We start from the raw sequence: 12,439 nt of genomic DNA on the forward strand, positions 1-12,439 counted from the left end.
CTCACCGTGTCCTATAAGACGTAGTTAGGACCTCTTGACACGGGGTGTCATGGGGAAAGAGACTCTCCGCTAACCGTTTGGCACGTCGGGTTGACGTGCAGAGAGGGTAGACGCGGCCCAGGGCCGATCAGCCGGTGACGGCGTAGGAGAGACCATGGCCACCCCCACCAGGCCGGCGACGACCGGCACCGCCAAGCGACCTCGCGACGACACGCGACTGGCGCTCCTGTTCATCCTCCCCGCGCTCATCGGCTTCCTGGTCTTCCTGCTCTGGCCCACGCTGCGCGGCATCTACCTGAGCTTCACCAAGTTCAACCTGCTCACGCCCTCCCGGTGGACCGGGCTGGACAACTACGTGCGCATGGTCGAGGACCCGGTGTTCTGGAACGCGCTGGGCGTGACCGTCTACTACGTGGTCGTCAACATCGGCATCCAGACGGTGCTCGCGCTGATCATCGCGGTGCTGATGCAGCGGCTGACCCGCAAGACGTGGCTGCGCGGGCTGGTGCTGACGCCCTACCTCGTCTCGAACGTGGTCGCGGCGCTGGTCTTCCTGTGGATCCTCGACTACCAGCTCGGCATCGGCAACAAGGTGCTGGAGCTGCTCGGGCTCGACAGGGTCGCGTTCCTCGCCGACTCCGCCTGGGTGATCCCAACCGTCGCGCTCATCAACGTCTGGCGGCACGTCGGCTACACCGCCCTGCTGATCTTCGCCGGCCTGCAGACCATCCCCCCGACCCTGTACGAGGCCGGCCGCATGGACGGCGCCTCCGAGCTGCGCATGTTCAGGAGCATCACGCTGCCGCTGCTGCGGCCCGTCACCGCCGTCGTGCTGATCATCAGCGTGGTCGGCTCGTTCCAGGTGTTCGACACCATCGCGATCGCGACCAGGGGCGGCCCGGTCAACTCCTCGAACGTGCTGCAGTACTACATCTACGAGGCCGCGTTCAGCCGCTTCCAGTTCGGCTACGCCTCGGCCATGTCCGTCGCGCTGCTGATCGTCCTGATGATCATCACGTTCCTGCAATACCGGCTCACCCGGGCCGGCAGCTCCGACCTGGCCTAGGGAGAGTGTGACATGGCGACCGTCATGGCCCCCGCCCCGAGCGACGCCCCCGCCGCCGGCCAGGAGCCGCCGCGCAGACCCCGGCCGGGCATCGGCCGGATCATCGCCTGGACGTTCATGGTCCTGGTGATCATCGGCAGCCTGTTCCCGTTCTACTGGGTGCTGCGCACCGCGCTGTCCGACAACAACGCGCTCTACGCGGGCGGCGACAGCCTGCTGCCGGTGCGGTTCTCGTGGGGCGGCTTCGAGCGCGTCTTCGGCCTGCAGACCGGGCAGGAGGCCATCGACGCGGGCGGATCAGGACAGCCCATCGCGTTCTGGCGCTACCTGCTCAACTCGGTGCTGGTCGCGACCATGGTCACGGCCGGGCAGGTGTTCTTCTCCTCGATGGCCGCCTACGCCTTCGCCCGGCTGCGCTGGCGCTACCGCGAGCAGGTGTTCGCGGTCTTCCTGGCCGGCCTGATGGTCCCGGCGATCTTCACGCTGCTGCCGAACTTCGTGCTCATCAAGGAGCTCGGCCTCGTCGACACCGTGCTCGGCATCGCGCTGCCGACGATGCTGATGACCCCGTTCGCGGTGTTCTTCCTGCGGCAGTTCTTCCTCGGCATCTCCCGTGAGGTGGAGGAGGCCGCGCTGGTGGAGGGCGCGTCGAAGACGCGCATCTTCTTCCGGCTCATCCTGCCGATCTCGGCCGCGCCCATCTCGACGCTGTCGATCCTCACCTACATCACCTCCTGGAACGAGTACTTCTGGCCGCTCATGGTCAGCTACACCGACAAGTCGCGCGTGCTCACCGTGGCGCTCGGCGTGTTCAAGTCGCAGAAGCCACAGGCCGGCCCCGACTGGGCGGGACTGATGGCGGCCACGCTGGTGGCGGCGCTGCCGATGTTGCTGCTCTTCTTCGTCTTCGCCCGCCGCATCGTCAACTCCATCGGCTTCAGCGGGATCAAGTGATGCTCAGAAGAATCCTCCTGTCCGCGCTTCTGCTGACCACCACCGCCGCCTGCGGCGCGGGCGGCACCGGCGGCGCCGGCGGCGCCATCGAGTACTGGCTGTGGGACTCCGCGCAGCAGCCCGGCTACCAGAAGTGCGCCGACGCCTTCGAGAAGCAGAACCCCGGCCTGCGCATCAACATCTCCCAGTACGGCTGGGAAGACTACTGGTCGAAGCTGACCGCCAGCTTCATCGCCGACACCGCCCCCGACGTCTTCACCGACCACCTGACCAAGTTCCCCCAGTTCGTGGACCTGCAGGTGCTGCGCCCGCTGGACGACCTCGGCCCGACCAGCGACATCAAGGACTCCGACTACCAGGCCGGCCTGGCCGAGCTGTGGAAGGGCAAGGACGGCAAGCGGTACGGCGCCCCGAAGGACTGGGACACCATCGCGATGTTCTACAACGCCACCGCGCTCAAGGAGGCCGGCATCTCCCCGGAGACGCTCGGCGAGCTGACCTGGAACCCGCGCGACGGCGGCACGTTCGAGAAGACGATCGCGCACCTGACCATCGACCGGAACGGCGTGCGCGGCGACGAGCCAGGCTTCGACAAGACCAAGGTCAAGACGTACGGGCTCGCGGCCAACGGCGCCGGCGGCGACAACTGGGGCCAGACGCAGTGGTCGGCCTTCACCGGCAGCGCCGGCTGGCAGCCCACCGACAGGAACCCCTGGGGCACCCGCTTCAACCTCGACGACCCGGTGCTGCAGGAGACCCTCGACTGGTACTTCGGGCTGGTGAAGAAGGGGTACATGGCGAGCTACGCGGCGATCGGCGGCAGCAACGCGATCACCGCCGACAAGCAGATCCAGTCGGGCATCGCCGCGATGGGCTTCGACGGCTCGTGGACGATCTCGTCGTTCACCAAGCTCACCGACGCCGACGGCAAGAAGCTGGACATCGGCGTCGCGCCCAACCCGATCGGGCCGTCGGGGAAGCGGGCCTCGATGTTCAACGGGCTCGCCGACTCCGTCACCACGTTCTCCAAGCAGCCGGAGAACGCCGCCAAGTGGGTCAAGTACCTGTCCGGCGAGGAGTGCCAGAACCTCATCGGCCGCTCCGGCGTGGTCTTCCCCGCCCGGCCGTCCGGGACCGAGCTGGCCATCGCGTACAACAAGAAGGAACGCGGGCTCGACGTGTCGGCCTTCACCGACCACATCGAGAACCACACCACCTTCCCGCTGCCGGTGACCTCCAACGCCGCCGACATCGCGGCGCTCTCGCAACCCGCCTTCGACGCCGTCTACCTGGGTCAGGCCCCCGCCAGCTCGCTCACCCGCCTCAACGACCAGCTGAACGAGCTGTTCAAGGTGGCCGGCTGACCCGCGTGCGGCGCTAGGCCGCCGGGCGGGTCAGCTCGGGCGCCTGCCGGCCCGCCCGGTGCGGCTGCACGAGCACCGGCGCGTCCGACACCACCACGACGGTGTACGCCGGCCCTGGCGCCATGGTTCCCGCCTTGTCCATCAGGTCCTCCACCACGGACGACCGGGTGCGCCGGGGCGGGATGGTCAGCCGGATCGGGCCGCGCGGCCGGTCGCCCTGCGCGCACAGCGTCACCTCGACGTGGGCGGGGCCAGGGCTGAGGTTGAGCAGGCTCAACCGGTCTCCCGGCCGGCATCCGTCGGCGATCGTCATCTTCCAGCTTCCCGCCATGGTGCTCATGCGTGCTCCCGTCCTCCTGCTGCGGCAGGAGAGCCGCTACCCAGGCGCGGCCCGAACTATCACCCCCGTCGCATGACCTGGGCGGCACGCGGGCACAGGACCTCATACGACCCGCCTGACCAGGGCATACGTCTTCTGACCGGAAGGACGACACGCCGCATGAGAGCCGCCGTACTGCACGAGCACAGCGCGCCGCCGCGTTACGGCGAGTTCGGCGACCCGCGCCCGTCGGGTGACGCCGTCGTCGTCGACGTCGAGGCGGCCGGCCTCAACCACCTCGACCTGGCCAAGGCGTCGGGCACCTTCTACACCGGGCCGCCGCCCCTGCCGTCGGTCGTCGGGAGCGACGGGGTCGGCCGCCTGCCGGACGGGCGCCGGGTGTTCTTCGACACGGTCGTCCCGCCGTACGGGGCGCTGGCCGAACGCGTCCTGGTGCCGTCCGGCGCGCTGTTCGACGTCGCCGACGGCGTCGACGGCACGCTCGCCGCGGCGCTCGGCAACAGCGGCCTGGCCGCGTGGCTGGCCCTGGAGTGGCGCGCCGGCCTGCGGCCGGGGGAGTCCGTCCTCGTGCTGGGCGCGACCGGCACGGTGGGCACCGCCGCGGTCCAGATCGCCCGCGCCCTCGGCGCCGGCCGCGTGATCGCCGCCGCCCGCTCCAGCCCCCGCCTCCACCACCTGAACGCGGACGCCCACGTCGAACTCACCGGCGACACGGACGACGTGGCCGCCGCCATGCGTGCGGCCGCGGGCGGCGGGGTGGACGTCATCATCGACCCGCTGTGGGGGCCGCCCGCGCTGGCGGCGATGGGCGCGGCCCGGCACGGCGCCCGGTTGGTCCAGCTCGGACAGCAGGCCGCCACCGCGATCGAGCTGCCCGCCCCGCTCGTCCGCTCGGCCGCGCTCGACATCCGGGGCTTCGCGGTCTTCCACGCGCCCGCCGACGTCCGGCGCGACGCCTACCTGCGGATGACCGAGCTGGCCGCGTCCGGCGGCCTCACCATGGACGTGCAGGTCGTCCCGCTCAAGGACATCGCCGCCGCCTGGGAACGCCAGCGCACCGGCGCGGGCGTCAAGCTCGTCATCGCCTGCCAGTGAGCCGGCGACCGCCGGGAGCGTCAGTCGTTGCCGGAGCCCGGCTCCGACAGGTGGCGGTGGGCCTTGGCCTTGGCCGTCTCCGGCATGAGCTTGGCGGCGCCGGCCATCACCTTGTTCTTGGGAGAACCGGCCACCACGTGGTCCTTGCCGCTCATCAGCGCCTCGTACGCCTGCTCGGCCACCTGCGCCGGGTCGTCCTTCTTCGAGCTGCCGAGCCGGGTGTCCTCGAGGCCGGCGCGTTCGAAGAACTCGGTCTCGGTGGGGCCTGGCATCAGCGCGGTCACCGTGACGCCGTGGTCCTTCAGCTCCTCACGCAGCGCCTCGGAGAACGACAGCAGGAACGCCTTCGACGCCGCGTACGTGGCCTCGAAGGGCCCCGGCTGGGTGGCGGCGATCGACGAGGTGAACAGCACCCGCCCCTGCCGCCGCGCCGCCATGTCGCGTACGCACAGCTTGGCCAGATGGACCGCGGACCGCACGTTCAGGTCGACCAGCCGCAGGTCGGCGGCGAGCTCCGTCTCGGCGAACGGCCCGCCGACCCCGACCCCCGCGTTGATCGCGAGCACCTGGAGCGGACGGCCGTCGTCCACGACGGCCGCGTAGAGCCGTTCGACGCCGTTGTGCGTGGTGAGATCGGCCTGTACGCCCTGCACGGACGCCCCCGGCCGGCGCAGTTTGGAGGCCGTGTCGGCGATGCTGGGGTCCTCGGCGTTGATGATCAGGTCGAAGCCGTGGCCGGCGAACTGCTTGGCCAGCTCGTACCCGATGCCGCTGGACGCCCCGGTGACCAGCGCGAGTGGCCGGCCCGCGTCAACGCTCATGATGGCGGATCCTCTCGTGCGTGCTCTGGCACCGCCTGCCCAGCACGGGGGCTCTCACGCCTCTCGACAGCCGGGCCCGCACCAGCCGCGCGGCGACGACGGCGCCGCAGGCCCCGGCGAGCAGCGCGGCCACGACGGCCGGAGCCGGTGCGCGGCGCCCGGTCACGCTTCCCGTGATGACGGCGGCGGTCTCGGCGGCGGCCTGCCGATCGAGCCCTCGTGCGCGCTCGTCCTCGCCCTGATGAAGCGTCATTCCCTGACCCCCTTCGTTACGCGTTCGACAGCCCGCCATACCCGGACCGGGCCGGGTTAGCGGGCCGTGCAAGGTGGGTAGCTGCGGTGGCTGGCGAACGGGAGGCGACATGACTTCACAGGTGGCGGAGATGCTCTCCGCGTATCCACAGGACCTCGGCCGCGTCGACCAGGACAGGCTCATCAGGTGCATCGAGCAGTGCATGAGCTGCGCCCAGGCGTGTACGGCGTGCGCCGACGCCTGCCTGAGCGAGCCCGAGGTCGCGGAGCTGGTCAAGTGCGTCCGCAGCGACCTCGACTGCGCCGATCTCTGCGAGGCGACGGCCCGGGTGCTGTCGCGGCACACCGGCTACGACGCCAACCTGACCAGGGTCGTCCTGGAGGCGTGCGCCCAGGCGTGCAAGGCGTGCGGCGACGAGTGCGCCCGCCACGACCACCACCCGCACTGCGTGACGTGCGCCCAGGCGTGCCGCGACTGCGAGCAGGCGTGCCGCGAGCTGATGGCCGCCCTGGGGTGAGCACGGCTCAGAAGTGGCTCTAGAAGTGCTGAGGCAGGGCGTCGTCGGGGCCGAAGCGCATGAACAGCTCCAGCCGCGACCGCCCGCCGGGATGGTCGAGCACCACGCGGTCGCAGACCCGCTGGATGACGAACAGGCCCAGGCCGCGACGGGGCGGCCAGGGCGGGGTGCGTCGGAGGTGTTCGTGGGTTAACGAGCCGCGCTCGTCCACGACGTGCACGGTGATGCCGTCGAGGTCACGGCGGGCGCTCACCGTGCCCGCCGCCTGGGCGTGTTCGAGCACGTTGCTGGCCGCCTCGCTGACCGCGAGGACGAGCGCCTCCGTGCGGTACTTGCTCAGGCCGGCCTTCAGGGCGAACGTGCCCACCAGCTCGCGGAGCAGGGCCAGATTGTCGTCGATCGGTACGTGCAGGCCGTAGGACTCGCCCATGGTCACCGCCTGATCCATCCCATCGGCCGCTCTTTGGTAAGTGCACTGCACAAAATCCTAAGCGCGGTTGTGCGGCGGTCGTTCGCCTGTTCACGGAAAGGTCTCCGGTGAGCGCGCCTGACCTGAGCCGCCGGACAGGGTGCGCCGCTATCCGGCCTTCCGCACGCGGGTGGTGCCGGTGTCCAGAATGCTGCCGTCGGCGCCGACCGGCGTCAGCTCGGGCACGGGGTCGCCGTGCTGATCCACCAGCGTGGAGTGGGCCTCGCCCGGCTCGAAGGCGTGGCGTTCGCCCCACTGCCGCAGGGTGACGATGACGGGGAAGAGGTCGCGGCCCGCGTCGGTGAGCACGTACTCCTGGCGGCGGCCCGACGGCGCTGCCGCACGCCGGGCGAGCAGGCCGTGAGCGGTCAGCCTGCGCAGGCGGTCGGTGAGGATGTTGCGGGCGATGCCGGTGCGGCGCTGGAACTCGGTGAACGATCGCGCCCCGTCCATCGCGTCCCTGATGACGAGCAGGCTCCATCGGTCGCCGACCAGGTCGAGCGTGCGGGCGACGGGGCAGCTCGGGTCGGTCCAGGCGAGGTCCGCGGCGCTCATGTCATCTTCCTATCGGTTGCTTATTGAAACCATTATGCCCTACGGTCGGGATTGGTTTCGATATGCAACTGATCGGGGGGATGGCGATGGACGGGTGGCGGCGGGCGCTGCTCGCGGTGGTGTGCGGCGTCGCGGTGGCGGGCGTCTACGCCGCCCAGCCGGTGCTGGAGCAGATGGGACGCGACCTCGGCGTGCCGGCGGAGCGCGCCGGGTGGATCGTCGCCATCGGCCAGATCGGTTATCTCGCCGGGCTGGTGCTGCTGGTGCCGCTCGGCGACGTGCTCGACAGGCGCCGGCTCATCGCCGCGCACCTGGTGCTCACCGCCGCCGGCACGGCCCTGACCTCGCTGGCGCAGGCCGGGTGGGTGGCCTTCGCCGGGCTCGCGACGGCCGGTCTGTTCGCGGTCGTGGTGCAGACCACGGTGGCGTACGTGGCCGCGGTCGCACCGCCCGCCGAACGCGGGCGCAGCATCGGCGTCGTCACCTCGGGCGTGGTGGCCGGCATCCTCGGCGCGCGGGTGGTGACCGGCGTGCTCGCCGAGATGTGGGGCTGGCGCAGCGTCTACGCCGCGCTCGCGGCACTGTCGCTCATCCTCGCCGCCCTCGTCCGCACCGCCCTCCCACCCGACGACCGCCCACGCCGGATGGCGGCCACGCGCCGCGTGCCGGCAGGGGAGGGCCCGGACGAGGCCGTGGCCACGGAGCGTGTGCCAGCCGGGAAGCGCTCGGGCCGGGGCGTGGTGGTGGCGCGGGTGCCGTTCGGGGAGCGGCTGTTTCTGACGCGGGGGCTCGTCACGTTCTTTCTGTTCGCCTCGTTCGGCACGTTGTGGAGTGGGCTGGCCCTGCCGCTGGCGGGCGACCCTTGGCGGCTGGAGGAGAGCCAGATCGGGATGTTCGGCGTCGCCGGGCTCGCCGGCGCTCTGGGGGCGGCCAGGGCGGGACGCTGGGCCGACGCGGGACGCGCCGCGCCCGTCACCGGCATCGCACTCGCCCTGCTCATCGGCTCGTGGGCGGCGATCGGCCAGCTGCGCTGGTCCCTGTGGCTGCTCATCGCCGGGATCGTGGTGCTGGACTTCGCCGTCCAGGTGGTCCACGTGAGCAACCAGCACCGGCTCACCGCCGCCTACCCCGGCAGGACCAGCGGCGTCGTCGGCGGCTACATGATCTTCTACTCGCTCGGCTCCGCACTCGGCGCGGCCACGACCACCGCCGTCTTCGCCGCCCACGGTTGGACGGGCGCCAGCCTTCTCGGCGCCGGCTTCGCGGCCTGCGCCCTGGCCGTCTGGGCGGTGGATCGCCGCGTCGTACCGGAAAGAGCACGTTCCCAGAAGACACCCTCGACGGCGCGAGGCCGCGGCCTAGGATGAGGGAACCTGGGTGGGGAGGCGGCACGATGCCGGTACAGGCGACGGTGCGCGCGGGAGACCATGTCGCTGCCCGTTTCGGCTCCGACGCCGGCTTCGCCGACCTGGCCATGGAGTTCGCGCGCGGCGGCGTGACCGCGCGGGGCCAGGTGCTGCTCTTCGTGCCCCGCCGGCTCCGCCGCCTGATCGGCGACCGGCTCGCCGCCTCGGCGCCGCTGCGGGCGGCGGCCCGCGACGGCCACGTGCGCCTCGTCGACCCGCGCGACGTCCAGCTCGCCGGCGGTTTCGACGCCGTACGCCTGCACACCACCTACCACGACGCCACCCAGGCCGCGCTGATCGCCGGTTACCCGGGATTGTGGGTGGCGGTGGACATGAGCTGGGCCCGTCCGAGCGTCGTGGACCCCGAGGCGCTCGTCGCGTTCGAGGCCGCCTCGATCACGCTGTTCACCCAGGCCACGCTCACCGCGCTGTGCGCGTTCGACACCCGCGTCTTCACCGCCGAGCAGGTGTTCCGCGTCTGCCAGGCGCACCCGGTCGCCGACGCGGCCGGCTTCGGGCACCGCGCGACCCCCGACGGGTGCGGGCTGGCCTTCTCCGGCGAGACCGACCGCTCCAACGCCCTGGCCTGGAAGGCGCTGCTCGCCGCGCTCACCCCTGACCACTACGTCGTGGACATCAGCGGCATGTCCTTCCTCAGCGTCCGGGCAATGGCCGACCTGGGCACCGCCGCCCGCGTCCACTCCCGCCCGCTGACCGTCCGCGCCACCCGCGCCCAGGCCACCCACCTCCGCCTGCTTCATGTGGACGACCTCGTCACCATCGACGTCCTACCCCCCCCCGGACGACCCCCGTCTGACCCCGCTCAGCCGTCCACCGGTCAGGCGTTCTCGGCGAGCAGGACCAGCGGGCGCCGCCCGTACCGGTCGGACAGCCGGCCGAGCAGCGGCGCCGCCACGAGCTGCGCCACCGAGGAGGAGCTCATCAGTGCCCCGAGCGTCATCAGTGCCCCGAGTGTCATAAGCGTCCTCTCGTGCGCGGCGAGCCCGGTATGGTGCTGCGGTGAATGGGGACGCTCCGCTCGATTCCACGCGCCGCCCCGGCATGCGCCAGGTCGCGAAGGAGGCCGGCGTCTCGCCCACGACCGTGAGCAACGTGCTCAACAGCCCCGAGCTCGTCGCCGAGGAGACCCGCCGCCGGGTGCACGCGGCGATGGAACGCATCGGCTACCTCCCCGACAACGCCGCCCGCCGGTTACGCGGCCTGCCGAGCCCGCTGGTGGGCGCGGTCACGCTCGACATCGCGGGCCCGTTCTTCACCGAGGTGTGCCGTGGCGTCGAGGACCGCCTGCTGCAGGACGGCTGCATGCTCATGACCTGCAGCACCGACCTGCAGCCCGGCCGCGAGCGCCACTACCTGCAGGAGCTGGAGAAGCAGCGGGTGCGCGGCGTGCTCATCACCCCGGTCGAGGACGACCTCGGCCCGCTGGTCGCCCTGGCCGGCCGCGGGGTCCCGGTGGTGCTGCTCGACCACCGCTCCGACGGCCGGCTGTGCTCGGTGTCGATCGACAACCGGTGGGGCGGCGAGCAGGTGGCGGCGCACCTCATCGAGCTGGGGCACCGGCGCATCGCGCTGCTCGGCGCGGCCATCGAGGTGCAGCAGACGGCTGAGCGGCACGCGGGGGTGCGCAGGGCGTTCGTCAAGGCGGGACTCGACCCCGATCAGGGTGTGCTGGAGGTGCGGGTGCCGTCGCCTGACATCACGGTGACCGCCGCGGCGGCCCTGGAGGACGTGCTGGGCGCGGCGGACCCGCCGACCGCGATCGTCTGCCTCAACGACACGGCGGCGCTCGGCGTGATCGGCGGCCTGCGCGAGCGCGGCATCGCGGTGCCGGGGGAGATGTCGGTCGTGGGGTACGACGACGTGGCGTTCGCCGCCCAGCTCGCCCCGCCGCTGACCACGGTGTGGCAGCCGAAGCGCGAGCTGGGCAGGGTCGCCGCGGAGCTGCTGCTGGACGAGTCGCGGCCCGGCCACCGGCACCAGAAGCTGGTCTACCGGCCGCGCCTGGTGGTCCGCGACTCGACGGCGCCGCCGCGCCGCTGAGGCTCCGAAAGTTTCAGCGCCGCCGGCCGGGCTTCCCGCCGCTGACCTGAAAGGTAACAATCGCCGTGTCGCGGCCGAGGGTCCGATCGTTGACACCCTGAGCAGGGCCTTCCTACGGTGTGGGCGCCCCAGCATCCGTACGGCGATTGGACGCTCAATGAAACGTTTACCCCGTTCCGCGCTGCTGTCCGCAGGGCTCGCCGGCGCCGTGTTCGTGGCGGCGGGCGCCGCCGGCCTGCAGACGTCCGCGGCCGCCGCGGTGGCCTGCGAGGTGGACTATGCCGTGGCCACGCAGTGGTCCGACGGGTTCACCGGCAGCGTGACCATCCGCAACGTGGGCGACGCGATCGACGGCTGGCGGCTGGACTGGTCGTTCGCCGCAGGGCAGCGGATCACGCAGGCGTGGAACGCCGCCGCCACGCAGAGCGGCGCCGACGTACGGGCCGAGGACGCGGGCTACAACGCCGTGATCCCGAGCGGCGGCAGCACCACGTTCGGCTTCAACGCCTCGTGGAGCGGCTCGAACCCGGCGCCCGCCGCGTTCACGCTGAACGGGGTCGCCTGCACCGGCGAGTCGGGCGAGCCCACGCCCACCATCACGCCGGACCCGCCGGACCCGCCGGACCCGGAGGGCGGTAAGCAGGCCGAGGACCTGGACAGGGGGCTGATCAGCGTACGGTCGGGCAGCGGCAACCTGGTCTCCTGGCGGCTGCTGGGCACCGAGCCGCGCGAGACGGCCTTCGCCGTCTACCGGGGCGGCACCCGCGTCGCCACCGTCACCGACTCCACCAACTACCTGGACGCGGGCGCTTCGTCCGACGCCTCCTACACCGTCAGGCCGGTCACCGGCGGCGCCGAGGGCCCGGCGTCGGAGCCCTCGCTGCGCTTCGCCAACGGCTACCTCGACGTGCCGATCTCCCCGCCGAGCAGCGGCCACCACGCCAACGACGCCAGCGTAGGCGACCTCGACGGCGACGGCCGGCTCGACCTCGTGCTGAAGTGGGAGGCGAACAACTCCAAGGACAACTCCCAGTCCGGCACCACCGACCCGGTCTACATCGACGGCATCAAACTCGACGGCACCCGCCTGTGGCGCATCAACCTGGGCCGCAACATCCGCGCCGGCGCGCACTACACGCAGTTCCAGGTCTACGACTACGACGGCGACGGCCGGGCCGAAGTGGCCATGAAGACGGCCGACGGCACCGTGGACGGCCGCGGCGCGGTGATCGGCAACGCCGGCGCGGACCACCGCAACTCCAGCGGCTACATCCTGTCGGGCCCTGAGTACCTGACGATGTTCAACGGCCAGACCGGCGCCGCGATGTCCACGGTGAACTACGACCCGCCGCGCGGCACGGTGTCGTCCTGGGGCGACAACTACGGCAACAGGGTGGACCGCTTCCTGGCGGGCACGGCGTACCTGGACGGGGAGCGGCCCAGCCTGATCATGGCGCGCGGCTACTACACCCGCAGCGTCATCGCCGCCTGGGACTTCCGCAACGGCTCCCTCACCAAGCGCTGGACGTTCGACAGCA

General features: G+C 71.6%; 14 protein-coding genes and 1 pseudogene. 9 read left to right on the forward strand and 6 right to left on the reverse strand.

Annotated elements, in window-relative coordinates:
• Positions 1-154: 154 nt before the first annotated feature.
• The 3 genes from AB0K28_RS38510 to AB0K28_RS38520 are packed head-to-tail and all read left to right on the forward strand — an operon-like array spanning position 155 to position 3,384.
• Positions 155-1,066: a sugar ABC transporter permease gene (locus AB0K28_RS38510; RefSeq protein ID WP_364379902.1), complete on the forward strand. Its 912-nt coding sequence runs from the start codon at positions 155-157 to the stop codon at positions 1,064-1,066.
• Between the two features lie 12 nt (positions 1,067-1,078).
• Positions 1,079-2,020 carry a carbohydrate ABC transporter permease gene (locus tag AB0K28_RS38515; RefSeq protein WP_364379905.1) on the forward strand — a complete coding sequence of 314 codons (942 nt, stop codon included), beginning with the start codon at positions 1,079-1,081 and terminating at the stop codon, positions 2,018-2,020.
• Positions 2,020-3,384: a sugar ABC transporter substrate-binding protein gene (locus AB0K28_RS38520; protein WP_364379908.1), complete on the forward strand. Its 1,365-nt coding sequence runs from the start codon at positions 2,020-2,022 to the stop codon at positions 3,382-3,384. The genes AB0K28_RS38515 and AB0K28_RS38520 overlap by 1 nt, the downstream gene beginning before the upstream one ends.
• Positions 3,385-3,397: 13 nt before the next feature.
• Here the strand turns inward: AB0K28_RS38520 and AB0K28_RS38525 are convergent, their stop codons facing one another.
• Positions 3,398-3,724, reverse strand: a complete 327-nt coding sequence (locus tag AB0K28_RS38525) for a sensory rhodopsin transducer (protein ID WP_364379911.1) — start codon at positions 3,722-3,724, stop codon at positions 3,398-3,400.
• Positions 3,725-3,883: 159 nt separating this feature from the next.
• Between AB0K28_RS38525 and AB0K28_RS38530 the strand changes: the two genes are divergently transcribed.
• Complete coding sequence (locus tag AB0K28_RS38530) at positions 3,884-4,819, forward strand: zinc-binding dehydrogenase (RefSeq protein ID WP_364379914.1); 936 nt, start codon at positions 3,884-3,886, stop codon at positions 4,817-4,819.
• A 20-nt stretch (positions 4,820-4,839) separates the two neighbouring features.
• Here AB0K28_RS38530 and AB0K28_RS38535 read toward each other — a convergent pair whose 3' ends face one another.
• Together AB0K28_RS38535 and AB0K28_RS38540 are read right to left on the reverse strand one after the other, a co-directional pair.
• Positions 4,840-5,640, reverse strand: a complete 801-nt coding sequence (locus AB0K28_RS38535; protein WP_364379917.1) for an SDR family NAD(P)-dependent oxidoreductase — start codon at positions 5,638-5,640, stop codon at positions 4,840-4,842.
• Entirely contained in the window at positions 5,630-5,893 is a 264-nt protein-coding gene (locus AB0K28_RS38540; RefSeq protein ID WP_345385330.1) for a hypothetical protein, read from the reverse strand. Before AB0K28_RS38540 ends, AB0K28_RS38535 begins: the two co-directional genes overlap by 11 nt.
• 109 nt (positions 5,894-6,002) lie before the next feature.
• Here AB0K28_RS38540 and AB0K28_RS38545 point away from each other — a divergent pair, with 109 nt between their 5' ends.
• Complete coding sequence (locus AB0K28_RS38545) at positions 6,003-6,410, forward strand: four-helix bundle copper-binding protein (RefSeq protein WP_345385329.1); 408 nt, start codon at positions 6,003-6,005, stop codon at positions 6,408-6,410.
• Between the two features lie 19 nt (positions 6,411-6,429).
• Here the strand turns inward: AB0K28_RS38545 and AB0K28_RS38550 are convergent, their stop codons facing one another.
• Positions 6,430-6,858 carry an ATP-binding protein gene (locus AB0K28_RS38550; protein ID WP_364379921.1) on the reverse strand — a complete coding sequence of 143 codons (429 nt, stop codon included), beginning with the start codon at positions 6,856-6,858 and terminating at the stop codon, positions 6,430-6,432.
• A 129-nt stretch (positions 6,859-6,987) separates the two neighbouring features.
• Positions 6,988-7,434: a helix-turn-helix domain-containing protein gene (locus AB0K28_RS38555; RefSeq protein WP_345385328.1), complete on the reverse strand. Its 447-nt coding sequence runs from the start codon at positions 7,432-7,434 to the stop codon at positions 6,988-6,990.
• Between the two features lie 62 nt (positions 7,435-7,496).
• Here AB0K28_RS38555 and AB0K28_RS38560 point away from each other — a divergent pair, with 62 nt between their 5' ends.
• Positions 7,497-8,801, forward strand: a complete 1,305-nt coding sequence (locus AB0K28_RS38560) for an MFS transporter (protein WP_364379925.1) — start codon at positions 7,497-7,499, stop codon at positions 8,799-8,801.
• A gap of 107 nt (positions 8,802-8,908) precedes the next feature.
• Positions 8,909-9,274, forward strand: a pseudogene (locus AB0K28_RS38565) (MEDS domain-containing protein); the annotation flags it as partial.
• A gap of 404 nt (positions 9,275-9,678) precedes the next feature.
• Here the strand turns inward: AB0K28_RS38565 and AB0K28_RS38570 are convergent.
• Positions 9,679-9,819 carry a hypothetical protein gene (locus tag AB0K28_RS38570; protein ID WP_364379928.1) on the reverse strand — a complete coding sequence of 47 codons (141 nt, stop codon included), beginning with the start codon at positions 9,817-9,819 and terminating at the stop codon, positions 9,679-9,681.
• Positions 9,820-9,860: 41 nt separating this feature from the next.
• Between AB0K28_RS38570 and AB0K28_RS38575 the strand changes: the two genes are divergently transcribed.
• Complete coding sequence (locus AB0K28_RS38575; protein ID WP_364379931.1) at positions 9,861-10,901, forward strand: LacI family DNA-binding transcriptional regulator; 1,041 nt, start codon at positions 9,861-9,863, stop codon at positions 10,899-10,901.
• Positions 10,902-11,058: 157 nt separating this feature from the next.
• On the forward strand, positions 11,059-12,439 hold a 1,381-nt coding region (locus AB0K28_RS38580), incomplete at its 3' end, for a cellulose binding domain-containing protein (protein WP_364379934.1).

Source organism: Nonomuraea sp. NPDC049504, assembly GCF_040676845.1.
Classification (GTDB): Bacteria; Actinomycetota; Actinomycetes; order Streptosporangiales; family Streptosporangiaceae; genus Nonomuraea; species Nonomuraea salmonea.

What these genes read in the sequence shown, in the direction of transcription:
- AB0K28_RS38510 (WP_364379902.1), top strand. Translation starts at nt 155, where the DNA reads ATGGCCACCCCCACCAGGCCGGCGACGACCGGCACCGCCAAGCGACCT.
- AB0K28_RS38560 (WP_364379925.1), top strand. Translation starts at nt 7,497, where the DNA reads ATGCAACTGATCGGGGGGATGGCGATGGACGGGTGGCGGCGGGCGCTG.
- AB0K28_RS38525 (WP_364379911.1), bottom strand. Translation starts at nt 3,724, where the DNA reads ATGAGCACCATGGCGGGAAGCTGGAAGATGACGATCGCCGACGGATGC.
- AB0K28_RS38530 (WP_364379914.1), top strand. Translation starts at nt 3,884, where the DNA reads ATGAGAGCCGCCGTACTGCACGAGCACAGCGCGCCGCCGCGTTACGGC.
- AB0K28_RS38545 (WP_345385329.1), top strand. Translation starts at nt 6,003, where the DNA reads ATGACTTCACAGGTGGCGGAGATGCTCTCCGCGTATCCACAGGACCTC.
- AB0K28_RS38515 (WP_364379905.1), top strand. Translation starts at nt 1,079, where the DNA reads ATGGCGACCGTCATGGCCCCCGCCCCGAGCGACGCCCCCGCCGCCGGC.
- AB0K28_RS38550 (WP_364379921.1), bottom strand. Translation starts at nt 6,858, where the DNA reads ATGGATCAGGCGGTGACCATGGGCGAGTCCTACGGCCTGCACGTACCG.
- AB0K28_RS38535 (WP_364379917.1), bottom strand. Translation starts at nt 5,640, where the DNA reads ATGAGCGTTGACGCGGGCCGGCCACTCGCGCTGGTCACCGGGGCGTCC.
- AB0K28_RS38570 (WP_364379928.1), bottom strand. Translation starts at nt 9,819, where the DNA reads ATGACACTCGGGGCACTGATGACGCTCGGGGCACTGATGAGCTCCTCC.
- AB0K28_RS38540 (WP_345385330.1), bottom strand. Translation starts at nt 5,893, where the DNA reads ATGACGCTTCATCAGGGCGAGGACGAGCGCGCACGAGGGCTCGATCGG.
- AB0K28_RS38520 (WP_364379908.1), top strand. Translation starts at nt 2,020, where the DNA reads ATGCTCAGAAGAATCCTCCTGTCCGCGCTTCTGCTGACCACCACCGCC.
- AB0K28_RS38555 (WP_345385328.1), bottom strand. Translation starts at nt 7,434, where the DNA reads ATGAGCGCCGCGGACCTCGCCTGGACCGACCCGAGCTGCCCCGTCGCC.